The sequence below is a fragment of the Sphingobium sp. SYK-6 genome (assembly GCF_000283515.1).
Taxonomy (GTDB): domain Bacteria; phylum Pseudomonadota; class Alphaproteobacteria; order Sphingomonadales; family Sphingomonadaceae; genus Sphingobium; species Sphingobium lignivorans.
On record NC_015976.1, the window covers coordinates 3592169 to 3614146 of the forward strand.

The 21978-nt window shown below is 66.9% G+C and carries 23 protein-coding genes; 10 read left to right on the top strand and 13 right to left on the bottom strand.

Translation table 11 applies throughout. The features are described from left to right. Window positions 1-115: 115 nt before the first annotated feature. The 3 genes from trmB to lnt form a co-directional block, all read right to left on the bottom strand. Window positions 116-829, bottom strand: coding sequence for a tRNA (guanine(46)-N(7))-methyltransferase TrmB (trmB, locus tag SLG_RS16490; protein ID WP_014077640.1), 714 nt, complete (start codon window positions 827-829; stop codon window positions 116-118). A 159-nt stretch (window positions 830-988) separates the two neighbouring features. Then, a complete protein-coding gene (metK, locus tag SLG_RS16495; RefSeq protein WP_014077641.1) occupies window positions 989-2197 on the bottom strand; it encodes a methionine adenosyltransferase in 1209 nt (402 codons plus the stop codon). Between the two features lie 73 nt (window positions 2198-2270). After that, a complete protein-coding gene (gene lnt / locus SLG_RS16500) occupies window positions 2271-3845 on the bottom strand; it encodes an apolipoprotein N-acyltransferase (protein ID WP_014077642.1) in 1575 nt (524 codons plus the stop codon). Window positions 3846-3909: 64 nt separating this feature from the next. On the opposite strand from lnt, the gene SLG_RS16505 reads away from it, so the two are divergent. Then, window positions 3910-4326, top strand: coding sequence for a VOC family protein (locus SLG_RS16505; protein ID WP_014077643.1), 417 nt, complete (start codon window positions 3910-3912; stop codon window positions 4324-4326). A 40-nt stretch (window positions 4327-4366) separates the two neighbouring features. Here the strand turns inward: SLG_RS16505 and SLG_RS16510 are convergent, their stop codons facing one another. Beyond that, the gene (locus tag SLG_RS16510; RefSeq protein WP_014077644.1) at window positions 4367-5263 is read right to left on the bottom strand and encodes an AraC family transcriptional regulator; all 897 of its coding nucleotides are present in this window, start codon (window positions 5261-5263) and stop codon (window positions 4367-4369) included. A 144-nt stretch (window positions 5264-5407) separates the two neighbouring features. On the opposite strand from SLG_RS16510, the gene SLG_RS16515 reads away from it, so the two are divergent. The 3 genes from SLG_RS16515 (at window position 5408) to SLG_RS16525 (ending at window position 8488) form a co-directional block, all read left to right on the top strand. Next, window positions 5408-6133, top strand: a complete 726-nt coding sequence (locus SLG_RS16515) for an SDR family oxidoreductase (protein ID WP_014077645.1) — start codon at window positions 5408-5410, stop codon at window positions 6131-6133. Between the two features lie 157 nt (window positions 6134-6290). After that, on the top strand, window positions 6291-7052 hold the full coding sequence (locus tag SLG_RS16520; protein ID WP_041393579.1) for a 16S rRNA (uracil(1498)-N(3))-methyltransferase: 762 nt from the start codon (window positions 6291-6293) through the stop codon (window positions 7050-7052). A 62-nt stretch (window positions 7053-7114) separates the two neighbouring features. Beyond that, window positions 7115-8488: a glutamate--cysteine ligase gene (locus SLG_RS16525; RefSeq protein ID WP_014077647.1), complete on the top strand. Its 1374-nt coding sequence runs from the start codon at window positions 7115-7117 to the stop codon at window positions 8486-8488. Between the two features lie 52 nt (window positions 8489-8540). On the opposite strand, the gene SLG_RS16530 is transcribed toward SLG_RS16525, so the two are convergent. Beyond that, a complete protein-coding gene (locus tag SLG_RS16530) occupies window positions 8541-9851 on the bottom strand; it encodes a methyltransferase family protein (RefSeq protein ID WP_014077648.1) in 1311 nt (436 codons plus the stop codon). Between the two features lie 70 nt (window positions 9852-9921). Next, window positions 9922-10560 (bottom strand): DUF1345 domain-containing protein, encoded by a 639-nt coding sequence (locus SLG_RS16535; protein WP_014077649.1) that lies wholly within the window; start codon window positions 10558-10560, stop codon window positions 9922-9924. A gap of 163 nt (window positions 10561-10723) precedes the next feature. On the opposite strand from SLG_RS16535, the gene SLG_RS16540 reads away from it, so the two are divergent. Beyond that, window positions 10724-11770, top strand: a complete 1047-nt coding sequence (locus tag SLG_RS16540) for an aldo/keto reductase (protein WP_014077650.1) — start codon at window positions 10724-10726, stop codon at window positions 11768-11770. A gap of 43 nt (window positions 11771-11813) precedes the next feature. Here the strand turns inward: SLG_RS16540 and SLG_RS16545 are convergent, their stop codons facing one another. Next, on the bottom strand, window positions 11814-12164 hold the full coding sequence (locus SLG_RS16545) for a hypothetical protein (RefSeq protein WP_014077651.1): 351 nt from the start codon (window positions 12162-12164) through the stop codon (window positions 11814-11816). A gap of 105 nt (window positions 12165-12269) precedes the next feature. Further along, a complete protein-coding gene (locus SLG_RS16550; protein ID WP_014077652.1) occupies window positions 12270-12593 on the bottom strand; it encodes an ArsR/SmtB family transcription factor in 324 nt (107 codons plus the stop codon). A 60-nt stretch (window positions 12594-12653) separates the two neighbouring features. Here SLG_RS16550 and SLG_RS16555 point away from each other — a divergent pair, with 60 nt between their 5' ends. Continuing rightward, window positions 12654-13130 (top strand): SRPBCC family protein, encoded by a 477-nt coding sequence (locus SLG_RS16555; RefSeq protein ID WP_014077653.1) that lies wholly within the window; start codon window positions 12654-12656, stop codon window positions 13128-13130. Window positions 13131-13198: 68 nt separating this feature from the next. Further along, window positions 13199-13336: a hypothetical protein gene (locus SLG_RS21955; RefSeq protein WP_014077654.1), complete on the top strand. Its 138-nt coding sequence runs from the start codon at window positions 13199-13201 to the stop codon at window positions 13334-13336. 69 nt (window positions 13337-13405) lie between these two features. Here SLG_RS21955 and SLG_RS16565 read toward each other — a convergent pair whose 3' ends face one another. Both SLG_RS16565 and SLG_RS16570 read right to left on the bottom strand, forming a co-directional pair. Then, entirely contained in the window at window positions 13406-14623 is a 1218-nt protein-coding gene (locus tag SLG_RS16565; protein ID WP_014077655.1) for an argininosuccinate synthase, read from the bottom strand. Window positions 14624-14702: 79 nt separating this feature from the next. Then, on the bottom strand, window positions 14703-15860 hold the full coding sequence (locus SLG_RS16570) for a DUF3667 domain-containing protein (RefSeq protein ID WP_231848693.1): 1158 nt from the start codon (window positions 15858-15860) through the stop codon (window positions 14703-14705). 38 nt (window positions 15861-15898) lie between these two features. On the opposite strand from SLG_RS16570, the gene SLG_RS16575 reads away from it, so the two are divergent. Next, window positions 15899-16318, top strand: coding sequence for a DUF1801 domain-containing protein (locus SLG_RS16575; RefSeq protein ID WP_014077657.1), 420 nt, complete (start codon window positions 15899-15901; stop codon window positions 16316-16318). A 177-nt stretch (window positions 16319-16495) separates the two neighbouring features. Here SLG_RS16575 and SLG_RS16580 read toward each other — a convergent pair whose 3' ends face one another. Beyond that, on the bottom strand, window positions 16496-17731 hold the full coding sequence (locus SLG_RS16580) for an SAM-dependent methyltransferase (protein WP_014077658.1): 1236 nt from the start codon (window positions 17729-17731) through the stop codon (window positions 16496-16498). A 210-nt stretch (window positions 17732-17941) separates the two neighbouring features. Between SLG_RS16580 and SLG_RS16585 the strand changes: the two genes are divergently transcribed. Together SLG_RS16585 and SLG_RS16590 are read left to right on the top strand one after the other, a co-directional pair. Further along, window positions 17942-19231 (top strand): aminotransferase class V-fold PLP-dependent enzyme, encoded by a 1290-nt coding sequence (locus SLG_RS16585; protein WP_014077660.1) that lies wholly within the window; start codon window positions 17942-17944, stop codon window positions 19229-19231. A 20-nt stretch (window positions 19232-19251) separates the two neighbouring features. Next, window positions 19252-20010: a tetratricopeptide repeat protein gene (locus SLG_RS16590; RefSeq protein WP_014077661.1), complete on the top strand. Its 759-nt coding sequence runs from the start codon at window positions 19252-19254 to the stop codon at window positions 20008-20010. A 225-nt stretch (window positions 20011-20235) separates the two neighbouring features. Here SLG_RS16590 and SLG_RS16595 read toward each other — a convergent pair whose 3' ends face one another. Both SLG_RS16595 and SLG_RS16600 read right to left on the bottom strand, forming a co-directional pair. After that, on the bottom strand, window positions 20236-21000 hold the full coding sequence (locus SLG_RS16595; RefSeq protein WP_014077662.1) for a molybdopterin-dependent oxidoreductase: 765 nt from the start codon (window positions 20998-21000) through the stop codon (window positions 20236-20238). After that, window positions 20997-21779 carry a cytochrome b/b6 domain-containing protein gene (locus SLG_RS16600; RefSeq protein WP_014077663.1) on the bottom strand — a complete coding sequence of 261 codons (783 nt, stop codon included), beginning with the start codon at window positions 21777-21779 and terminating at the stop codon, window positions 20997-20999. Before SLG_RS16600 ends, SLG_RS16595 begins: the two co-directional genes overlap by 4 nt. Window positions 21780-21978: the final 199 nt, after the last annotated feature.

The window sequence follows — 21978 nt, forward strand, 5'->3', positions numbered from 1 at the left end:
CTGTTGACTGGAGCCGTCCAGGCTGGCGCCCCGCGCCGCCGACTGACTCGAATTGCGATGTTGCGCTTCTCTAACCAGATAGCGTCACGATGTCAACATGAAAGTTCCAAATAGGTTAGTCTGGCCGCCGCCGATACCGGAAGTACCAGACCTCATGCCCCTTCTGGCGCGCTTTCGCTTCATAGCGGGTTTCGGGCCAACCGCCGGGGCGCTGGAGGAAGTCGCGCGGCGTCTCGCACAGCCATTCGAAGTCGGTCCGCCCGCGCATCGTCATCAGCGCCCAGCGCAGATAGACCGGATGATCGGTGCCGAAGCGGAATTCCCCGCCCGGCTTCAGCTTGGCGGCAATGAGGTCCACCGGGCCCTTGTTCATCATTCGCCGCTTGGCATGGCGCGCCTTGGGCCATGGATCGGGATGCAACAGGTAGACGAAGCTCAGCGCTCCGTCGGGAATGCGCGCCAGCACGTCGAGCGCATTGCCCATGTGCAGGCGGACATTGGCCAGGTGCCTGTCGCGCACATGCCCCAGCGCCCCGACCACACCATTGAGGAAGGGTTCGCAGCCGATGAAGCCGTGATCCGGCAGCATGTCCGCCCGGTAAGCGAGATGCTCGCCCGATCCGAAGCCGATCTCGAAATGCAGGGGCCGCTCGCCAAAGGCGCTCGGGCCGAACAGCCGCGTCGCGGTGATCTCCCCGTCCTCGGGCACGCTGATTGCCGGCAGCAGTTCCTCGACCAGCGCCTGCTGCCCCGCCCGCAGCTTGTGGCCGGACTGGCGCCCGTAAAGACGGTTGAGCGTGGTCGGATCGCCGGTTTTGAAAGCAGTCATCGGCGCGTTCCTACTCCCTGCCGCGCCGAGCGCAAGAGGGGCCGGGCGCCGCGCCCTTCCCGCGATGGCCTTGCGCCTGCAAAGGAAAAGGCGCCCGCATGATCGCGAGCGCCTTCCTGTCAGTCTGCGATGCCGCGCTCCCCGGCGAGGGAAGCAGCGTCAGCCCAGTGCGGCCTTGATGTCTTCGACGAGGTCGGTCCGCTCCCAGGGGAAGAAGTCGCCCTCGGCATTGCGGCCGAAGTGCCCGTAGGCCGCCGTGCGCTTGTAGATCGGCTTGTTGAGGCCGAGATGCGTGCGGATGCCGCGCGGGGTCATGCCGCCCAGCTTCTCGATCTTGCCGATCGCCGCTTCGATCTTGTCGTCGCTCACCGTGCCGGTGCCGTGCGTGTCGACATAGAGCGAGAGCGGCTTGGCGACACCGATGGCGTAGGCAAGCTGGATGGTGCACTTCTTGGCGAGGCCCGCCGCCACGATGTTCTTGGCGAGATAGCGGGTGATGTAGGCGGCCGAGCGGTCCACCTTGGTCGGGTCCTTGCCGCTGAACGCGCCGCCGCCATGCGGGGCCGCGCCGCCATAAGTGTCGACGATGATCTTGCGGCCGGTGAGGCCCGCGTCGCCGTCCGGCCCGCCGATCTCGAAGCTGCCGGTCGGGTTGATGTGGTAGACCGTCTCGTCGGAGAGCAGTTCGGCCGGGATGATGTCGGCGACGACCTTCTTCACATAGGCCTTCAGCTCGGCTTCCTTCTCGCCCTTGTCATAGCCCGGCGCATGCTGGGTGGAGACGACGATCGCGGTGCAGGCGACCGGCACGCCGTTCTCGAAGCGCAGGGTCACCTGGCTCTTGGCATCGGGCTCCAGGAAGGGAGCCGCGCCCGAGTGGCGGTCCTGTGCCATGCGGTGCAGGATGCGATGGGAATAATAGAGCGTCGCGGGCATGAGGTCCGGCGTCTCGTCGCAGGCGAAGCCGAACATGATGCCCTGGTCGCCGGCGCCTTCGTCCTTGTTGCCCGAGGCGTCCACGCCCTGTGCGATATGCGCGCTCTGGCCGTGCAGGTGGTTCTCGAAGGTCAGCGTTTCCCAGTGGAAGCCGGACTGCTCATAGCCGATCTCGCGCACGGTATCGCGCGCGGCCTTCTCGATTTCCTCGAGCGCGCCGGGCGCCCATTCCCCGTTCTCGTAGACGCCCTTGCAGCGGATCTCGCCGGCAAGCACCACGAGCTGGGTGGTGGTGAGCGTCTCGCACGCCACGCGGGCCTCGGGGTCCTTGCTCAGGAACAGGTCGACGATTGCATCGCTGATCTGATCCGACACCTTGTCTGGATGACCCTCCGACACTGATTCTGACGTGAAGAGATAGCTCGAACGCATCGGGGAACGCACCTTTCTTCTAGCGGCTCTGACATGGCCGCGGTTGATATAAAGAAATGTTTATGTGTGCCCCTTAGCGGTTGCGTCGCCCAATGGCAACGCCGCTAACGATAAGCAAAGCAGCGAGCGTGAGAGGGAGGATGTTGCCCCAGCGGGCGAAGGGCGTCGGTCCGGTCGCGGCGGGCAGGCGCGCATCGAAAGCGCCGGCCGTGCCGTGCGGAATGGCGGCCACCACGTGCCCGGCGGCATCCACGAGTGCCGAGATGCCGGTGGGTGTCGAGCGGATCACCGGCAGCCCTTCCTCGATTCCCCGCAGCCGCGCCTGCGCGAGATGCTGCGGCGGCCCCCAGGTGCCGAACCAGGCGTCATTGGACGGGTTGAAGATGAACTCCGGACGGTTCGCGCGGTCGATGATCTGGCCGGAGAACACGATCTCGTAGCAGATCTGCACTGCCATGCGCAGCGATGGCCGCTCCGGCGCGCCGGGCAGGTCCAGCGTGCGCGGCCCCGGCCCGGGCCAGAAATCGATGTCGCCGGGCACCAGCCGCGCAAGACCGATGCCCGAGAGCAGCGATCGCATCGGCAGATATTCGCCATAAGGGACGAGATGCGCCTTGTCGTAGCGCCCGAGCAGCGCGCCGCGCGCGTCCATCACCCACAGGCTGTTGTTGGCGCCTTCCAGCACATTGGCGTCCATGATCCCGTCCCGCTCGCGGAAATGGAACTTGTCGCCGCCCAGCATCAGCAGGTCGCCCGGCCCCAGCAGCGAGGCGATGCGCGCGCGCCAGGCCGGTTCCATGTCGAGAATGGCGGGCACGGCGGCTTCCGGCCAGAACACCAGTCGCGGCGCTCCGCCCGGCGCGCCGGTCAGCGCGGAGAGGCGACGGAAATTCAGTTCCTCGAGCTGCGGATCATATTTCTCGTTCTGGTTGATGTTGGGCTGGACGACGCGAATCGCCACGCCACCGCCCTCGACCGGTGCGCCGACCTGCCCGGCGCGCAGCAGGCCGAGCAGCGCGACCAGCACGAGGCCGCCCGCCACCATCGCCGCCGGGCGCCATTGCCGGTGCGCGGCCCACCACAGCGCGCCTGCCGCGAGCATGGCGACAAGGCCCAGGCCATAAGTGCCGATCGCGATCGCGAGCTGGTCGACGCCGGTGCCCAGCCAGATCACGCCCAGCGGGTTCCAGGCAAAGCCGGTGAACATCGTGGCGCGCAGATATTCCGTCAGCAGCCACGCGCAGCCGAGGAACAGCGCGAAGAGCTGCGGCCGCCCGCGCCCGAGCTGCCAGCCGATGAGCGCGGCCATGGCCGGATAGAAAGCGAGGTAGAAGGAGAGGAGGAGAATGGCGGGATAGCCGAGCCAGTGCGGCATGGCGTCCTGGAAGGTGAAGGCGTGGGCGATCCAGTTGAGCCCTACGGTGAACTGCCCCAGGCCGAAGGCATAGCCGATGCGCGCGGCCTCGCGCCGGCTCGGGGCGCGCCAGAGCAGTTGCATGAACAGCGCCAGCATCGCCAGCATCACGGGCCACAGGTGCAGCGGCTCGAAGCCGGTCGCGGAGAGGACGCCCGCGCCCAGGGCCACGAGGCCCGGCCGTTTCGCGAGCCATGCCTGCGCGGCTGCCCGATCGATTGTCTGGATTTTCATCTTGGGCGCTCCTATCGCGCGCCTTGATGACAGTTGCAATTCCGCGCTGACCGGAGGCCCGCCGATGAGACCCTTCCACATCGCCTTTCCCGTCCACGATCTTGCCGCTGCGCGCGCTTTCTACGGGGACGTCATGGGCTGCCGGGAAGGGCGCAGCAGCGACTCCTGGATCGATTTCGATCTTTATGGCCACCAGATCGTCGCGCATCTCGATCCGGCCGGAAAGGCGCATGACCCGATCCGCAACCCGGTCGACGGCCACGACGTGCCGGTCCCGCATTTCGGTGTCATCCTTGACCGGGCGGACTGGGACGATCTCGCCGCGCGGATGAAAGCGGCCGGCACGCGCTTCGTCATCGAGCCCTATGTGCGCTTCGCGGGCGAGGTCGGCGAGCAGGCGACGATGTTCTTCCTCGATCCGAGCGGCAATGCGCTCGAATTCAAGAGCTTCGCCAGCGACGACATGATCTTCGCCACCTGAGCCGGGGCCGGGAGCGCCCGCGGCACCGAACGCCGGACTCTCAGGCGGCGTTCAGATAGTCGCGGCCCATCTGCATGCGGTCGATGTCCTGGCGCGGCGGCGCGCCGAACAGCCGGCGATATTCCCGGCTGAACTGCGAGGGGCTGTCATAGCCCACGGCGAAGCCCGCGCTGCCCGCGCTCACGCCTTCCGCCAGCATCAGCCGCCGTGCTTCCTGCAGGCGCAGCTGCTTTTGATATTCGAGCGGCGTCATCCGCGTGATCGCCTTGAAATGCTCGTGTAGCGAGGATTCGCTCATGCCGGCCGCCGCGGCGATGTCCCGGATGCGCAGCTGCTCGCGGAACTGCCCACGAATCCGGGCGATCGCGCGGCTCACCTGGCTGAGATGGCTGTCGGCCGCCGCGAGGTGCCGCAATGTCGCGCCGTGCGGTCCGGTCAGCAGCCGGTAGAGGATTTCCCGCTCGATCAGCGGCGCGAGCGTGGGCACGGCCTGCGGCTGATCGAGCAGCTTCACCAGCCGGCAGGCCGCGTCGATGAGGTCCGGGTCGCTGGGATAGACGGCGAGGGCCGGCGTGGGCGCGGCGCGGGCCGTCAGTCCCTGCGCTATGATGAGGTCCGCCAGCGCGGAGAGATCGAGGTCGATCTGGCAGCAGAGATAGGGCGCGCCCTCCCTCGCCTCGATGATGTGCCCGGTCAGCGGAAGGTCCACCGAGACGACGAGATAATGCGAGGCGTCATAGACCAGGCTATGGTCGTGAAGCGAGACCCGCTTGGCACCCTGGGCGATCAGGCAAAGCGACGCTTTGTAGACGGACGGTATGGGCAGCGTCGGCCGATCCGCCCGAAAGAGGGACAGGCACCCGACCGAGGTGCCATACATCCCCGTCGCCGGGGCATGCCGTGTGATGATCTCCGCGAGCGTCTGCATCCTGTCCATGCCCTTCCTGTCCCTCAGGATGGACCGGAGCGCAAGCGGCGCGCACCGATTTCGGAGGATCGTGCAATTCGGACGGACGATCGATCTACCGCGTCCCGCCCCCTTCGCTGCATTTCGGGGTCACCAACAGCGAAGGAGTTCATCATGACTGGAGTGACCGACAAGATCATACTCGTGACCGGCGCCTCGAGCGGCATCGGTGAAGCGACGGTGCGCGAACTCGTCCAAGGCGGCGCGAAGCTGTTCATCGGTGCCCGCCGGGGCGATCGCCTGCAGGCGCTGGCGGAGGAGCTCGGCGAGCAGGTCGCTTGGCAAGTGCTGGACGTGACCGATTCCGACAGCGTCGAGGCCTTCGTCGCCGCTGCCGAGGCGCGCTTCGGGCGCGTCGATGCGCTGGTGAACAATGCCGGCGTCATGCCTCTCTCTCCGCTCGCGGCGCTCAAGCGCGACGAGTGGAAGAAGATGATCGACGTCAACATCCATGGCGTGCTGAACGGCATTGCCGCGGTCCTGCCGCGCTTCGTCGCGCAGCGCTCGGGCCATGTCGTCAATGTCGCCTCCATCGCGGCGCATTTCGTGATGCCCACGGCGGCGGTCTATTGCGCCACCAAACATGCCGTCTGGGCCATCACCGACGGCCTGCGGCAGGAGCATGACGACATCCGCGCGACCGTCATTTCCCCCGGCGTGGTCGCGACCGAGCTCGGCCATGACATCACGGACCAGAATGTCGCGGCGGCATTGCAGGAGTGGCGCAGGAAGTCGCTGACGCCCGACGCGATCGCCCGCGCGATCCGCTTCGCGCTCGAACAGCCCGAGGGCGTGGACATCAACGAGATCGTCGTCCGGCCCACTGCCGCCGGGATGTGATTCGCGTCAGGGGAGGCTGCGCCTTCCCTGAGCGCCATGGCCGCCGGTGCCCCATCGGCGACCATGTCCGCTTTGCGCACTGCCGGCCCCGCTTCCGACCTGCCTCCCCGAGCAAAACACTCGCTTTCGCCGCCGCCCTCATATTATGGGCGCTTTCATGCCCGCCACGCCCGCCTGGCCTCCGCGATCCGCTCCGCGCCTCTTCGTCGAGGCAGCGCTGGGTGCGGGCGTCGCCGTGCCGGTGGACGGCAATGGCGCCCATTATCTCATCTCCGTGATGCGGATCCGGGAAGGCGACACTGTCCTCCTGTTCGATGGCCGCGCAGGGGAATGGGCTGCAACGGCCGGGCAGGTCCGCAAGCGCGATCTCGTCCTCCAGTGCACGCAGCAGACGCGCCCGCTCGAATCGGTGCCGGATTTCTGGCTCTGCGCCGCGCCGATCCGCAAGGGCCGCATCGATCTGGTGGCGGAGAAGGCCTGCGAGCTGGGCGTCGCGCGCCTCGTGCCTGTGCTCGCCGAGCGCTGCGTGGTGGACAAGGTCAATGCGGACCGGCTGCATGCCCATCTGGTGGAGGCGGCCGAGCAATGCGGCCGCACTGCCCTGCCCGCGCTGGCCGATCTTACGCCCCTCGCCGCGCTGCTGGCGGACTGGCCGCAGGGCCGCACCCTGTTCTTCGCGGACGAGACCGGCGGCGCGCCCATGCGCGATGCCTTCGCCGCGCATCCCGGTCCGGCGGCGCTGCTCGTCGGCCCGGAAGGCGGCTTCGCACCGGCCGAACGGGCGCTGATCCGCGCTCATCCCGGCGCGCGTCCCATCTCGCTCGGCCCGCGCATCCTGCGCGCGGAAACCGCCGCCATCGCGGCCACCGCCTGCTGGATGGCGATCAACGGCGACTGGACAAGTTGCGAAACGAAATGAAATTGCACGCCTCCCGCAAAGACCCTATGGGCCCCGGCGAAGGGTGAGGACACGAACCGGCCATGAGCACACGCACTGAATCGACCGGCAAGGACGACATCATCGAATCCCGGGACCAGCTGGTCAGCCTGTTCGAGCGCGGCGAGAAGCCGCCGACCGACTGGAAGATCGGCACCGAGCACGAGAAGTTCGTCTATCGCAAGGCCGATTACCGCGCGCCTTCCTATGACGAGCCCGGCGGCATCCGCGATCTGCTCGAGGGGCTGCGCGCTTATGGCTGGGAGCCCGTCATGGAAGGCGGCAATGTCATTGCGCTCGCCGGCGCGGATGGCGGCATCAGCCTGGAGCCTGCCGGCCAGCTCGAGCTGTCCGGCGCGGCGCGCGACAATCTGCATGAGACCTGCGCCGAGACCGGCCGCCATCTCGAGCAGGTGAAGGCGGTGGGCGATCGGCTCGGCCTGGGCTTCCTCGGCCTTGGCATGTGGCCGGACAAGACGCGCGCGGAACTGCCCGTCATGCCCAAGGGCCGCTATGCCATCATGCTGCGCCACATGCCGCGCGTCGGCAGTCTCGGGCTCGACATGATGCTGCGCACCTGCACCATCCAGGTCAATCTCGATTATTCGGACGAAACGCGGATGGCGAAGATGTTCCGCGTCTCCCTCGCGCTCCAGCCGCTCGCGACGGCCCTGTTCGCCAACTCGCCGTTCACGGAAGGCAAGCCCAACGGCTATCTTTCCTATCGCAGCCACATCTGGTCGGATACCGATCCGGCACGCACCGGCATGCTGCCTTTCGTCTTCGAGGATGGCTTCGGTTACGAGCGCTATGCCGACTATGCGCTCGATGTGCCGATGTACTTCGTCTACCGGGACGGGAAATATATCGACGCCGCCGGCCAGAACTTCCGCGATTTTCTGGAAGGCCGGCTCCCCGCGCTGCCCGGTGAGAAGCCGCGCATGAGCGACTGGTCGGACCATCTCTCCACCGCCTTTCCCGAAGTGCGCATGAAGAGCTTCCTGGAGATGCGCGGCGCGGATGGTGGCCCGTGGAACCGCATCTGCGCGCTGCCCGCTTTCTGGGTGGGCCTGCTCTATGACGATGCCGCGCTGGATGCGGCATGGGATGTGGTGAGGCACTGGACGATGGACGCGCGCGAGACGCTGCGGGCCGAAGTGCCCCGGCTCGGCCTCGCCACGCCGCTGGGCGACGGACGCACGCTGCGCGACATCGCGGCGCAGGTGCTGGACATCGCGCGCGCCGGCCTTGCCGCCCGCGCCCGGCTCAACAGCATCGGCGACAATGAGACCGGCTATCTCGCCGCGCTCGATGAAGTGGTGGCGAGCGGCCGCACCCATGCCGAGCGCCTGCTGGCGCGCTATGAGGGCGCATGGGGCGGCGACATCTCGCGCATCTATGCCGAGGAAAGCTACTGAACGTCGCCGCCGCCCTTCAGGCGCGGCGGAGTGACGGAACGACCTCCGCCGGTCATTCGGCCGGCTGGATGTCCCCTTCCCGCTTCGGCGCGCGCTGCCCGCCGAGCAACGCGAGCAGGCGCGGTACCGGGCCATGGCGCGCCATCCAGTCGGAATAGGCGCGATAGGCCGGGTCGGTGCCCAGATGCGCTTCCTCGGTGCGGGCCCGCCAGTAATAGACCCCGCTGGTGAGCGCGAGCAGCAGCGTGTTGCGCACCGCCGTCTCCAGGCTGCCCGTCGTCACGAGGAACGGCATGGCCGAGCACCACCAGAAGGCGTTCTTGGAGAGATAGGCAGGATGCCGGCTCAGCCGATAGGGCCCGTGCGTCAGGATACCGCGATGCGTGAGGTTGGAGAAACGCAGGCCGAAGGCCACCGTCGCCCAGGCATAGACGCCCGTGAGCGCCACCAGCAGCCCACCCCACATCCAGAGCAGTGCCGGATGGCCGGCCAGCCAATAGTCCCAGCTTCGCGTGTCCGTCTCATAGAAGAGCGGCCCGCCCGGCCCCATCAGCACGAAGGGCGGATAGCAGATCAGCGCCGCGATCCAGCCGCCGAGCAGCGGATTGGCGGAGCGGATATGCGCATCGAGCGGCCGCATGGTCAGCACATAGCCCGCCGTGGCGAAGGCGACGTCCACCACGAACATCAGCGTGATGAGGAATCCCGCGAGGCTGACGGGATTGGTCCACAGGTCCGCCGCCTGCCAGCGCACCATGCCCGCGAAATTGCCCGGCACGACGGCAAGCATGAAGGCAAGGAAGAAGGCCTTGACCGTCCAGCTCAGCGCGTGGTTGGCGATCGCGCCGCGCGCGGGCCTGCCGGCCGCGCCGCCGATCAGCCATTGCCCGAAGGCGTAGGCGCCGTCGCGCGGCTTCACCATGTGACGGTCGATCCACAGCACATAGGGGATGGAGAGCAGGACCACCGCTGGCGCCGCGTGGCTGATGACGGAGAGCGCATAGCGATAGTCGCCCTGCATGTACCAGCCGCCGGTCACGTAGAAGAGCGCGATGATGCCCCATGTCGTCCACAGGCCAGTGATCTTGACGACGGCGCCGTCCACCACCGCGCGCAGCGGGCGCGGGTTCGACCAGTCGAGCCCGGTGCTGGCGCGGCGATGCACCTTGTCGACGAGCAGCGACCAGAGGATCATGGGGATGCCGCAGGCGAACACGGCAGCGAGGCCGGCATGCGGCCCGTCCATGTGATAATGGCGCGCCACCGCGATCCAGATGGCCAGCCCGGCAAGGCCGGCCAGCCCGACACCATGGCTGACCGCCGAGGGCGGGCATGGTTCCGGCGCGGCGGGGCGATCGTTCATGCCGCTGTCCTAGCCCGCAATGGTAAGCAAGCCGTGAAGCCGCCTGTCCTACCGTGCGCGGGAAAGCCGCTCAGCCGCCCAGCATGTTGATGGTGAAGGCGACGATGCCGAGATTGAACACGAAGGCGGCAAGGCAATGGAACAGCGCCACCTTGCGCAGGCCCGGATCGGTGATCGCGATGTCGCTGGTCTGGAAGGTCATGCCGAGCGTGAAGGCGAAATAGGCGAAGTCCCAGTAATCCGGCTCCTCCCGGCGCGGGAAGTCGAGCCCGCCCCGGTCACCGCCATCCTTGCCGCCACTGTAGAACAGGAAGGCGTAATGCAGCGTGTAGACGATGTTGGAGAAGAGCCAGGCCAGCGTCAGCGTCGCCATGATGAGCGCGGCGGTCGGCAGCGGCGTCCCGTGGCCATACAGGAGCGCGCTGGCGACCACCACGAGGATGACGCCCATGACGATGCCGGTCAGCGCCAGGATCAGCGTGCGGTTGGCGTCGTTGCGGCGGGCATTCTCGCGCATCCGCTCCGCCCCGTGAGTCAGCATCGAGGGGACGGTGGCGAGCAGCGCGAGCACGCCCAGGTCGAAACCGAGCATGATGCCGTGGACCGGCCCCAGCAGCAGCGAGAGCGGGAGCGCGCTGGCGAAGATCAGCAAAAACAGGCCATAGCGCCAGGGCAGGATCGCCTTGTCGGCCCGTCGCGTCATGCTCATGATCCGGCACTCTTCCTGTCGCCGCCACTCGCCGGCAGCCTCGCCCGCTTATGACATGGCAGCCGCATCCCTGAACAGCCTGCCCGGCGTGCCCGGTCCGGCATTGCATCCGCTTCGGGCCGGTCCATATTGGCATGCATCCCCCCCGCCGGAGTCGTCCCCCATGCGCTACAACCAGCTTGGCCGCACAGGCCTCACCGTTTCTGAACTCTGCCTCGGCACCATGACTTTCGGCTCGGGCGAAGGCCTGTGGACGCAGATCGGCCAGCTCAGCCAGTCCGCCGCCGACGCAATGGTGAAGACCGCCTTCGATGCCGGGATCAATTTCTACGATACCGCCAATGTCTATTCGTCCGGCTCCTCGGAGGCGGTGCTGGGCCAGGCGATCCGCAATCTCGGCCTTGCCCGCACGGACGTGGTGATCGCCACCAAGGTGCTCGGGCCGATGGGAAGCGGCGTCAATGATCGGGGCCTCTCGCGCGGCCATATCATGGATCAGGTCAAGGCGAGCCTGAAGCGCCTGCAGACCGACCATATCGATCTCTATCAGGTTCACGGCTTCGACAATGCCACGCCCATCGAGGAGACCGTGCGCGCGCTCGACGATCTCGTGCGTCAGGGCCATGTCCGCTATGTCGGCGTCTCGAACTGGGCGGCCTGGCAGATCGTCAAGGCGCATGGCATCGCGCTGGCGCAGAATCTGGCGCGCTTCGAGAGCCTGCAGGCCTATTACAGCATCGCCGGGCGCGATCTGGAGCGCGAGCTGGTGCCCATGCTGCTGTCCGAACGCGTCGGCCTCATGGTCTGGAGTCCGCTGGCGGGCGGCCTGCTGTCGGGCAAGTTCAGCCGGGATGGCGCGGGCGAAGGACGCCGCGCCAGCTTCGATTTCCCGCCCGTCGACAAGGACAAGGCCTTCGACATCATCGATGTCATGCGGCCGATGGCGCAGAGCCGGTCCGTCTCGGTCGCGCAGATCGCGCTGGCCTGGCTGCTTCACCAGCGCGTGGTGACCAGCGTGATCGTCGGCGCGACTCGCCTTGACCAGCTCTCCGACAATATCGCTGCCAGCGATGTCGAGCTCACCGAGCCAGAACTGGCCGCGCTTGACGAGGCAAGCCGGCTCGCGCCCGAATATCCCGGCTGGATGCTCGCTCGGCAGGGCGAATATCGCGAGGTGGCCGGCGCAGCGCCCCCGCGCTGGCGGCGCTGACGCAGGGCGGCCAGCGGAACGACCGGCGCCCCGCGCCGTCCGGTCAGGAGACCAGAGCGGCCGGGTTGGGCACCGTATCGCCCGGCTTGTCGTCGATGCGCGCGGCCTGTTCCTCGGCGGCTTCCGCCACCTTCTGCACATGGGCGCTGGCGCCCTCGGCCGCGACCTTCGCGGCCCCGCGCGCCTGATTCATCATTTCCTGCCCCATCGCGTCCTGACCCAGCGTCTTCTGCGCCCCGAGCGCCATCGGCAGCATCTGCGTCGCCATCGCCATGCCGTTCTGCATCGCGGCAAGGCCGAGGCGGGCCGGGAGAGTCCAGAGCGTCATCATGGCATCGATGGCCGAAGCCGGCGCGGCGGGAGACATTTGCGTGGCGTCCGTCGGGAGGGTCATGGCTGGGTCCTCTTTGCGGTGGATGATGTTGGCGGTGGCTTATCATCGCAACGCTTCAGGTCACTTTCGTGTCCACCCTTCCTGCCGGCCCCTCCGCTGGCCGCGTCAGCGCTCCAGATCGTCCTTGAGCCGGCGCAGCATCGTGACGGCCTGCGCTGCATGCGGGCCGATCCATCGCTCGTGGATGTCATGGATGGGCAGCGGATTGAGGTGGTTCCAGCGCTCACGCCCGCGCCGCACCACCGTCACCAGATCGGCTTCTTCGAGCACCTTGAGATGCTGCATCACCGTGCAGCGGTCGAGGTCCGGAAAGTGCGCACACAGCGTGCCGGTGGTGAGGGGCTGGTCGCGCAGATCGTCCAGGATCTGGCGGCGGACGGAGGCGGCCAGCGCCTTGAACACGCGGTCATGGGCATCGCTGATTGACATGTTATAAATTTATAACATAGTCGGGACCGACTCAAGCGGAGACTCAGGCGGAGAGGACCGATGGATCTCAAATTTCAGGTGTCGATCCGGATTGCCCGGCCGGTTCACGAGGTGTTCGAGGCAGTTGCCGACCCGGGACAGCTGTCTCGCTATTTCACCACCGGCGGCGCGCAGGGCCGGCTGGAGGCGGGCAGCACCGTCATGTGGTCGTTCCATGATTTCCCCGGCGCCTTCCCCGTCGAGGTGACGGCGCTCGAGCCGGACCGGCTGATCGTCCTGCGCTGGGAAGCCAATGAAGGCGTACCGGAGGATGGTGATCCGGTGGTCAGTGTCGGCTACCAGACGGAAGTCACCATGCGCTTCGAGCCGCTGGAGGGCGGGCGCACGCTCGTCTCCATCAGCGAGCATGGCTGGCGCGAGACGCCCGAGGGTCTCGCCGGCTCCTACGGCAATTGCATGGGCTGGACCCACATGCTCTGCGCGCTCAAGGCGTGGCTGGAACATGGGATCAATCTGCGCGAGGGCGCCTTCAGCTGAGCGCATGCTCCCGGATCGCCGGAAACGCACGGGGACCTCGCGCGTTCTGGCTGTGAAAGGAGTGACTCATGGAACGCGAGATTCACAAGAATACCGAAGAGGCGCGTGCGGGCTCGACGCCGCACATCGTGCGCTATGTCCTGTCCATCTCGCTCGTGCTGGCGCTGGTGGCGATGGCCGTACTGCTGCTCTGGGGGGCCGTCTAATCCCTGCCCGCAGATCGGACTGCGTGAGAAGATCGGACTGCGTGGCTGGCCGCCCCGGCCGATCCCGCCTTACCGGTCTCGCCGGCCCAGCAGCCGCAGGCGCAGCGCGTTGAGCTTGATGAAGCCCGCCGCGTCGCGCTGGTCATATGCGCCGGCATCATCCTCGAAGGTCACGACCTTCTCGCTGTAGAGCGAATGGGGCGATTTGCGGCCCACCACGATGCAGCTTCCCTTGTAGAGCTTGAGACGCACCGTCCCGCTGACTTTTTCCTGACTGTGATCGATCGCCGCCTGCAGCATTTCCCGCTCGGGCGAGAACCAGAAGCCATTGTAGATCAGCTCGGCATAGCGCGGCATCAGCTCGTCCTTGAGATGCGCGGCGCCCCGGTCGAGCGTGAGCTGCTCGATCCCGCGATGGGCAAGTGCATAGATGGTGCCGCCCGGCGTCTCGTACATGCCGCGCGACTTCATGCCCACGAAGCGGTTCTCGACGAGGTCGAGCCGCCCGATGCCGTGCTTGCAGCCCAGGTCGTTGAGCGAGGAGAGCAGCGTCGCCGGGCTCACCCCCACGCCGTTCAGCGCGACACCATCGCCTTTCTCGAAATCGATGGTGATATATTCCGGCTGGTCCGGCGCGTCCTCGGGATTGACGGTGCGCGAATAGACATAGTCGGGCACTTCCTCCCACGGGTCTTCCAGCACCTTGCCCTCGGAGGAGGTGTGCAGCATGTTCGCGTCGGTCGAGAAAGGCGCTTCGCCGCGCTTGTCCTTCGGCACGGCGATCTGGTGCTGCTCGGCCCATTCGATGAGGCGGGTGCGACTGGTGAGGTCCCATTCGCGCCAGGGCGCGATCACCTTGATGTCCGGCTGCAGCGCATAATAGCTGAGCTCGAAGCGCACCTGGTCATTGCCCTTGCCGGTGGCGCCATGGGCCACGGCGTCCGCGCCCACCTGCTGCGCGATCTCGATCTGGCGCTTGGCGATCAGCGGCCGCGCGATGGACGTGCCGAGCAGATAGAGCCCTTCGTAGAGCGCATTGGCGCGCATCATCGGGAAGACATAGTCGCGCACGAATTCCTCGCGCAGGTCGTCGATGAAGATATGCTCTTCCTTGACGCCGGCGCTGCGCGCCTTCTGCCGCGCGGGCTCCAGTTCCTCGCCCTGCCCGAGATCGGCCGTGAAGGTCACGACCTCGCACTGATATTCCTGCTGCAGCCACTTGAGGATGACGCTGGTGTCGAGACCGCCGGAATAAGCGAGGACGACGCGGTTGATCTTATCGGTCATGGGCGGTTTCCGCTGCTGGAAGGAGGAACGGCGCGCGGTTATCAGTCGCCGCCCTCTTGCGCAACACCTCGCCCGTGCCTCACTTCATGATGCCCATCACCAGCAGGATGGTGAGGAACAACGAAAGCGCCACGAAGGCCGACATCACCAGGAAGCTCGCGCGGAACAGCGCCGTGATCCGGCGGCTCCGATAGGCGCCGCGCACTTGCTTGTAGATGTGCACCGGCGGCACGATCATCGCCGCGAGGGCGATCGCGGTGGAAGAGACGCCCACCGCGCCGAGGATCGTCAGCGTCGTCACCAGCAGGCTCATGAAGGTGATCGAGAGCGTGACGAACACCAGATGGTCGTAGAAGCGATATTGCCGCTTCCAGAAGAACAGGATCCACACGAACGGCAGCGAGAGCGGGATCAGCAGCCAGCTGAACTTGTAGGCGCTGGTCTGCATCCGATAGAGGAACAGGTCGGGATTGTCGTTGACCGCCGCGATGCCCTTGTCGAGCTTCGCCCAGCCGGTCTTGAACGTGTCCTTCTCCGCCTCCGCGGCGGGCTTCACCTTGTCGGCGAACAATTTCGTGGCCTCGATGTTCTCGCGCGTGGAGGCCAGCCGCTGCTCCAGCTCCGCTGTGTCCTCGCCCGCCGCGCGCGCTTTCTCGATGCGGCTTTCCAGCCGCGTCGCCCGCTCTTCGAGATCGCCGATCTCCTGCTCGACATTGGCGCGCGTGAGCGAGCGATATTCGTTGGCGCTCCACGAGCCCGCGAGATTGTTCACCACCGCGAACATCAGGAACACGCTGAACAGGAACAGCGCGACCGGCGAGACGAATTTCGCGCGCTCGCCCGCGATGTAGCGCCGCGTCAGCTCGCCCGGCTTGAACAGCAGCAGCGGCAGCGTGTTCCAAAACTTGCCCTCGAAATGCAGGACGCCGTGCATGATGTCATGCGCAAAGCCCCCGAGCGAGCGATGCAGATGGCCGTTCTGGCCGCAGGCGTGGCAATAATGGCCCTTGAGCGGCGTGCCGCAGTTGAGGCAGTCGCCATGCACTGCCGCCCCGCCCTCGCCATGCCCCGGTTCGACGGCCCCGGCGACCACCGCGCCGGTCATGGCCTCGCCCACTGCCTCGATGCCTGAGGCCATGATGCACTTCCCCTTGTTCGATCCCGCCCCGGCCGGTTTACCAGCGGCACCCGGCGCGGGCAATTGCAGGGCGCTCAATTGGCGAAAGCGGGCAGACATGGCATCCTGCGGCGCGAGTCGGAGGCCGGAGCGCAAGCATGGCGGAACTCAAGACGAAGACGACCGGGCAAGATCCTGCCGCGTTCCTCGCGGCGCTGGACAATCCCGCGCGCCGCGAGGATGGCCTGCGGCTGCTGGACCTCATGGCCCGGATCAGCGACGAGCCGGCCGCGATGTGGGGCCCGTCCATCATCGGCTTCGGCCGCTATCATTATCGGTATGACAGCGGCCATGAAGGGAAGATGTGCCGGATCGGCTTCTCGCCCCGCAAGGCCAATCTCGTCCTCTATGTGCTGGCGGGCTCGGCGGATGCCCAGCCCCTGCTCGCGCGCCTCGGCAAGCACAGGACGGGCAAGGCCTGCCTCTACATCAACCGGCTGGACGATGTGGACATGGCCGTCCTCGAGCAGATCGTGCGCGCGGGCTGGGCGGAGATGGCAGCGCGCCACCCCGCCTGAACCGGGCGAACGGCCATCGCCGACCGGCCCGACCTAGGGCTGATCGACATCCAGATGATGGCGTGGCGAAAATGGTGGTTTTTCGGGACCCGGCGCGCAGCGTACTTACGGTACGTGAGCACCGGAAGCACGGGAAACCGCCATTTGCAGTCCGTCAGCGCTGGATGTCGATCAGCCCTAACCCAGCGCGCGATAGCGGGCTTCGGCCTGCGCCATATAGTCGCGCGTCAGCGGCAGCGTGTGGCGGTTGCGGCAATATTGGAGCTGGTAGATGGTCTGGCTGCCGTACAGGAAGCCGGACGCGGCAGCCGCCAGATAGAAAGTCCACATGCGGTAGAAGCGCTCGTCGTAAAGCGCCACGATCTGGTCCTTCGCGTCGAGCACGCGCGCATACCAGTGGCGCAGCGTGTGATAATAATGGAGCCGCAGCACCTCGATGTCCGTGAGCAGCAGCTTGTTGGGCTCGCTGCCCTCCATGATCTCGGAGAGCGCGGGCGCATAGCCTCCGGGGAAGATATATTTGCGCATGAAGGCATCGGTCGAAGAGGGGCCGTTCAGCCGCCCGATCGTGTGCAGCAGCATCACGCCGTCCTGCTTCAGCAGATTGTGGCAGACGCGGAAGAATTCCCGGTAATGCCGCGCGCCGACATGCTCGAACATGCCCACCGAGACGATCCGGTCGAACTCGCCCTGCACGTCGCGATAATCGATCAGCTCGAAGCGCACCCGGTCCGCCACGCCCGCTTCCTGCGCCCGCCGCCGCGCGACCTTGAGCTGTTCCTCGGAGAGCGTGACGCCCAGCACGTCCACATCCGCCACGCGGTGGAGATACAGTGCCATGCCGCCCCAGCCGCAGCCGATGTCCAGCACCCGCTGGCCCGGGCTCAGCGCCAGCTTGGCCGCGATATGGGCCTTCTTGTGGAGCTGCGCGTCCTCGAGGCTGTCGGTCTCCGGATCGTCGAAATAGGCGCAGCTATATTGCCGGTCCGCGTCGAGGAAGAGATCGTAGAGCTTGTCGGAGAGATCATAATGATGCGCGACATTCGCTTTCGAGCGGTCGCGCTTGTTGTAGGTGTCGTGCCAGTGCTTGAGCCGCTCCCCGACATGGCCGAGCAGGCCCGGCGTCTCGAGGCTGCGGCTGCTTTCCATCGGCGCATTGGCCGAAACCAGCATGAGCAGATCCCAGATGGTGCCGCGCTCCAGCAGCATCCGCCCGTCCATGAAGCCCTCGGCGGCGCCCAGCGCCGGGTTGGTGACGATGGCGCGCGCGGCGGCATCATCCGTGAAGCTGATGGCGACGTCGGGCCAGTTCTCGGCCGGTGTGCCGAGCACTTCCTGCGTCCCGTCCGCATAGCGGATGGTGAGCGTGCCCTGGTTGATGATCCTCGCGAGCAGCCTTGTCAGTATCGTCATGGCGGCTGGTCTATCGCGACCCGCCGGGGTCGACCAGACCCATTTTGCACCATGCCGGCGCGATGACCGCCACACCCCGCACCGCGATGCGCGGAAGATGCGCGCCGCACGCAAGATTGCACTTGCGTTGGATGCGGCAGACGGCAGTCTGCGCGGGACCGGCCGATCTCGCGCCGGACGCCATCTTCGCTTCCGCCAGACGAGGTGCCCATGCTCAACCGCCGTTCGTTCCTGGGCAGTGCCGCCCTTGCCGGAGGACTGGCCGCGCTGCCGGACACGGCGCTCGCCGGGCTGCCGCCCAAGACGCCCCTGCCCTCGCCCGATCTCCATGCGCGCGACGAGGACGCCTACTGGGCCGCGCTGCGCCGGCAGTTCCTCATCCCCGCCGATGTGGTGAACCTCAACGTCGGCACGGTCGGCTCCTCGCCCCGCCCTGTGCTCAAGGCGATCTTCGATGGCTATGAGCAGACCGAGCAGATGACGCAGGCGAAATCGGAGGATTATCCGATCTGGGGCTATGACCGCTGGGACGAGTATCGCCGTCCCTTCGCCGATTTCATGGGCGCCCGCGTCGACCAGCTGGCGCTGCTGCGCAACTGCACGGAAGCGAACAGCTACATCGCCAACGGCTTCGACATGAAGGCGGGCGACGAAGTGCTGATCAGCGACGAGGAGCATGGCTCGGGCGAGATGCCCTGGATGCTGCGCTCGCGCCGCTACGGGATCGTCGTGCGCAAGTTCGCGATGCCCAAGCCACCGAAGGACGCGGCCGAGATCCTGAGCCGCATCAATGACGCCATCACCCCGCGCACCCGCATCATCTTCGTCAGCCATGTGAGCACGACGACGGGCGTGGTCCTGCCGATCCGGGAGATCGCCGCGCTGGCCCGCGCGAAGGGGATCGTCACCGCCGTGGACGGCGCCCATGTGCCCGGCATGATGGCGGTGGACCTCAATGCACTGGGCTGCGATCTCTACACCGGCTCCATGCACAAATGGCTGTTCGCGCCCAAGGGCACCGGCTTCCTCTATCTGCGCGACGAGGCGATCATGGACCGGGTGTGGAGCACCATCGTCACTGGCGGCTATGACAATCCCGATCGCAAGGCGGATCGCTACATGCAGATCGGCTCCTCCTGCATCCCCACGCTGATGGGCCTCAATGCCGCCGTCGCGCTCGCCGGGCAGATCGGCATGGACCGGATCGAGCAGCGCGGCCGGATGCTCGCCGATTATATTCATGCGCAGATGCTCGAGCGCGGCGCGCAGAGCTGGACCTCGCCCGACCCCGCGCTGCGCTGCGCGATCGTCACCGTCAACGTGCCGCCGGTCAGCCGCATGGAACTGCAGGACTGGCTCTGGGCCAACCACAAGGTCCGCGTGCGCGGCGGCGAACCCAGCAAGCTCCGCCTCGCGACGCCCTATTTCCTCAGCAAGGCCGACATCGACCGCTTCCTCACCCTGTTCGACCGCTTCCGGGCGATGAAGGGTATGGCGTAGGGCGGATCGACCATCAGATCATGGCATGGCGGGAGAAGATGATGCGAACGGTCGCGCTGATGGTGGCCCTTGCATGCGCCACCTTGCCTGCATGCGGACACGCGCAGGATGCCGGCAGGTTGATCACAGCACTGGAGACGCTCGCCGCGAAGGACAATGCGGAAGCGATCTACCATCTCGGGATGGCCTACCAGACGGGAGCCGGATTGCCGAGGAACCCTGCCAAGGCCCTTGAAGCCTTCCGCCGTGCCGCAGCCCTCGGCGACGTTCTCGCGGCCTACAAGCTTGGCTGTTTCTACGCCGGACAGGGCGAGGGGCTTGTGCAGGATGATCCCGGGATTGCCCTGCAGCACAAGCTGGTCGCGGCGGAAGCAGGCTATGCCCTTGCGCAGCAGGACGTCGCCGCCCTGTATGCGGCGCGCGGCGATCTCCCCGCCGCGACCGACTGGTTGGAGAAGGCCATGCGTCAGGGCTGGCCCGACGCTCTGGCCACCTATGCCGCCATCTACAACGGTGCGGAGGGTATCCCGCCCGACCCGGTCAAGACCGCCGCATATTTTCGCATCCTGCTCGACCGGACGGAAGCCACCCAGGATCAACGCGACTGGCTCTCGAACTTCGAGCAGCGAATGACAGCCGAACAGCGGCGACAGGCCAGTGAGATCGTGCGGTCTTACCGGCCGGCGCCCACGGCTCTCACCATGAAGGCACTGTCCGGCCAGCGCGCCGCGGCAGAGCTTGTCTCCCGTCATGGCAGCGCAGCTTCCCGACCTCGTTGAGCGCTCTCGCGCCGCCCGGGCCCGCCCCGCTCAAGGGCGGATCGACATTCATTTCCTCCGGTGAACAGGCACCCTTCCTGCCAATAACCTCGTCATGCTGAACTTGTTTCAGCATCCATCGTGCCTTCAAGCTCCGGTCTCGGACGCGAAATGGATGCTGAAACAAGTTCAGCATGACGTTTTACAGGGAGGCAACGCGCTCCAGAGGTTGAATGTCGATTAGCCCTAAATCCCCGCATACCAGTCATAGCCCGCCACATCCTCCCAGAAGCCGCCATGGCCGCCGCGCACGGCGGAGAGGTCGGCCACGGCCTCGATGCGGCTCAAATATTTGGCGTGCTTGTAGCCCAGCTGCCGTTCGACGCGCAGCCGCAGCGGGGCGCCGTTGCGCACCGGCAGCAGCGCATCGTTGAGCGCGAAGGCGAGGATGGTCTGTGGGTGGAAGGCGTCGACCAGATCGATGCTCTCATAATAATCCACGCCGCCGCCCATGTCGTCCATGCAGTGGAACACCAGATAGCGCGCGCGGGTGGAGAGCGCGGCCGCGTCCAGCACCGTGGCGAGCGGCACGCCTCGCCAGGTGCCGATGGCGCTCCATCCCTCCACGCAGTCGTGCCGGGTGGTCTGCACCCGCTGCGGCATCGCCTGGAGCTGCGCGAGGCTGAGCGTGAGCGGACGGCCGACCAGCCCGTCCACCCGCAGCCGCCAGTCCGCAAAGTCGTTGCGCCACAGCGCCGCATAAGCGGGCGTCCCGGGATTGAGCGTGCCATTGCCCCGGAAGAAGGGCGAGCGCTGGTCGGGCCGGAATTCCCGCGCCAGCGCGTCCCGGTCCTGCAGCGATCGCTGGAGCCATTTGTGCATGTTCTCGGCGGAGAACAGCGCCTTGCGGAAATCCTCGTCGCGGCCGAGCCGGTCGCAGCCGGCGAGCATCCCCGCGGCGCCGGCGGTCAGGCCGGAGAGCAGGGCGCGGCGTGAGAGGCGCGACGTCATGGCCTGCCCTCCCCTGCGCTCTCCCGCGCGCCTTCACCTTCGCGATCGCCCGCGCGCGCACCCGGCACGCGATACCATCCCGTGATCATCCCGCGCAGACCATTGCCCGCGCCGGCCAGCAGCACCATCACGATGTGGACGAGGAAGAAGGCGAAGAGCAGCCATGCCGCGATGAAATGGATCGACCGGGCGGATTGCCGCCCGCCGGAAAGCTGGGTGAGCCACGGCCAGGCCGCGTCCATCCCGGGGGACATCGCAAGGCCCGTGAAGATAAGGACAGGCAGCAGGATGAAGATCACCGCGATATAGCTCGCTTTCTGCAGCACATTGTAGCGCAGCGCCGCCGCGCCCCGGGGAAAGCGCAGTCGGGCATGATCGGCGATCTCGCGCCGGATGGTCGCCCAGCGCAGGTCCGCCTTCCGCAAGGCAAGGTCGCGCGTCACATGCCGGTTGGCGAGGCTCCAGAGCATGTAGGCGAGCAGCGCGAAGGCGAGCACGAGGGCGAACGCCAGATGCCAGCGGCGCGACAAGGCGAGGTCATAGGTCGAGGGCAGCGTCCACGCGCTGCCGAAGCGCGCCAGCTCCAGCCATGCCCTGTCGAAATTCGCGCCATAGTCGCCCCAGTAGAGCCGGGGATGCGCATTGAAGATGCCGAGCCCGCTGGTGAAGAGGACATAGACGCAGAGCGCCGTCGTCCAGTGCCACAGCCGCGTCGAGAGGCGATGGCGCTTCACCGGGGCGGAAGGCGCCGTGGCGGCCGGATCATCCTCTTCCCTCATGGCCCGCTGCTGATCTCCATGGCCGGACGGGCCGCACCCGCACCGGAGAGGCCCGCCCCCATGCTAGCGCGCCAGACACGAGCCGGCCAGCCCGTTGATCCCCCGGCGAGCCCGGTGGCGCTGCCCCCCCGGGGCAGGGCGCGCGCACCCAAGGCTATCCCGCCTCCGCCATTCCGGCAAACCCGGGCATCTAGTAGGT

What these genes read in the sequence shown, in the direction of transcription:
- trmB (WP_014077640.1), bottom strand. Translation starts at nt 829, where the DNA reads ATGACTGCTTTCAAAACCGGCGATCCGACCACGCTCAACCGTCTTTAC.
- metK (WP_014077641.1), bottom strand. Translation starts at nt 2,197, where the DNA reads ATGCGTTCGAGCTATCTCTTCACGTCAGAATCAGTGTCGGAGGGTCAT.
- lnt (WP_014077642.1), bottom strand. Translation starts at nt 3,845, where the DNA reads ATGAAAATCCAGACAATCGATCGGGCAGCCGCGCAGGCATGGCTCGCG.
- SLG_RS16505 (WP_014077643.1), top strand. Translation starts at nt 3,910, where the DNA reads ATGAGACCCTTCCACATCGCCTTTCCCGTCCACGATCTTGCCGCTGCG.
- SLG_RS16510 (WP_014077644.1), bottom strand. Translation starts at nt 5,263, where the DNA reads ATGGACAGGATGCAGACGCTCGCGGAGATCATCACACGGCATGCCCCG.
- SLG_RS16515 (WP_014077645.1), top strand. Translation starts at nt 5,408, where the DNA reads ATGACTGGAGTGACCGACAAGATCATACTCGTGACCGGCGCCTCGAGC.
- SLG_RS16520 (WP_041393579.1), top strand. Translation starts at nt 6,291, where the DNA reads ATGCCCGCCACGCCCGCCTGGCCTCCGCGATCCGCTCCGCGCCTCTTC.
- SLG_RS16525 (WP_014077647.1), top strand. Translation starts at nt 7,115, where the DNA reads ATGAGCACACGCACTGAATCGACCGGCAAGGACGACATCATCGAATCC.
- SLG_RS16530 (WP_014077648.1), bottom strand. Translation starts at nt 9,851, where the DNA reads ATGAACGATCGCCCCGCCGCGCCGGAACCATGCCCGCCCTCGGCGGTC.
- SLG_RS16535 (WP_014077649.1), bottom strand. Translation starts at nt 10,560, where the DNA reads ATGAGCATGACGCGACGGGCCGACAAGGCGATCCTGCCCTGGCGCTAT.
- SLG_RS16540 (WP_014077650.1), top strand. Translation starts at nt 10,724, where the DNA reads ATGCGCTACAACCAGCTTGGCCGCACAGGCCTCACCGTTTCTGAACTC.
- SLG_RS16545 (WP_014077651.1), bottom strand. Translation starts at nt 12,164, where the DNA reads ATGACCCTCCCGACGGACGCCACGCAAATGTCTCCCGCCGCGCCGGCT.
- SLG_RS16550 (WP_014077652.1), bottom strand. Translation starts at nt 12,593, where the DNA reads ATGTCAATCAGCGATGCCCATGACCGCGTGTTCAAGGCGCTGGCCGCC.
- SLG_RS16555 (WP_014077653.1), top strand. Translation starts at nt 12,654, where the DNA reads ATGGATCTCAAATTTCAGGTGTCGATCCGGATTGCCCGGCCGGTTCAC.
- SLG_RS21955 (WP_014077654.1), top strand. Translation starts at nt 13,199, where the DNA reads ATGGAACGCGAGATTCACAAGAATACCGAAGAGGCGCGTGCGGGCTCG.
- SLG_RS16565 (WP_014077655.1), bottom strand. Translation starts at nt 14,623, where the DNA reads ATGACCGATAAGATCAACCGCGTCGTCCTCGCTTATTCCGGCGGTCTC.
- SLG_RS16570 (WP_231848693.1), bottom strand. Translation starts at nt 15,860, where the DNA reads ATGTCTGCCCGCTTTCGCCAATTGAGCGCCCTGCAATTGCCCGCGCCG.
- SLG_RS16575 (WP_014077657.1), top strand. Translation starts at nt 15,899, where the DNA reads ATGGCGGAACTCAAGACGAAGACGACCGGGCAAGATCCTGCCGCGTTC.
- SLG_RS16580 (WP_014077658.1), bottom strand. Translation starts at nt 17,731, where the DNA reads ATGACGATACTGACAAGGCTGCTCGCGAGGATCATCAACCAGGGCACG.
- SLG_RS16585 (WP_014077660.1), top strand. Translation starts at nt 17,942, where the DNA reads ATGCTCAACCGCCGTTCGTTCCTGGGCAGTGCCGCCCTTGCCGGAGGA.
- SLG_RS16590 (WP_014077661.1), top strand. Translation starts at nt 19,252, where the DNA reads ATGGCATGGCGGGAGAAGATGATGCGAACGGTCGCGCTGATGGTGGCC.
- SLG_RS16595 (WP_014077662.1), bottom strand. Translation starts at nt 21,000, where the DNA reads ATGACGTCGCGCCTCTCACGCCGCGCCCTGCTCTCCGGCCTGACCGCC.
- SLG_RS16600 (WP_014077663.1), bottom strand. Translation starts at nt 21,779, where the DNA reads ATGAGGGAAGAGGATGATCCGGCCGCCACGGCGCCTTCCGCCCCGGTG.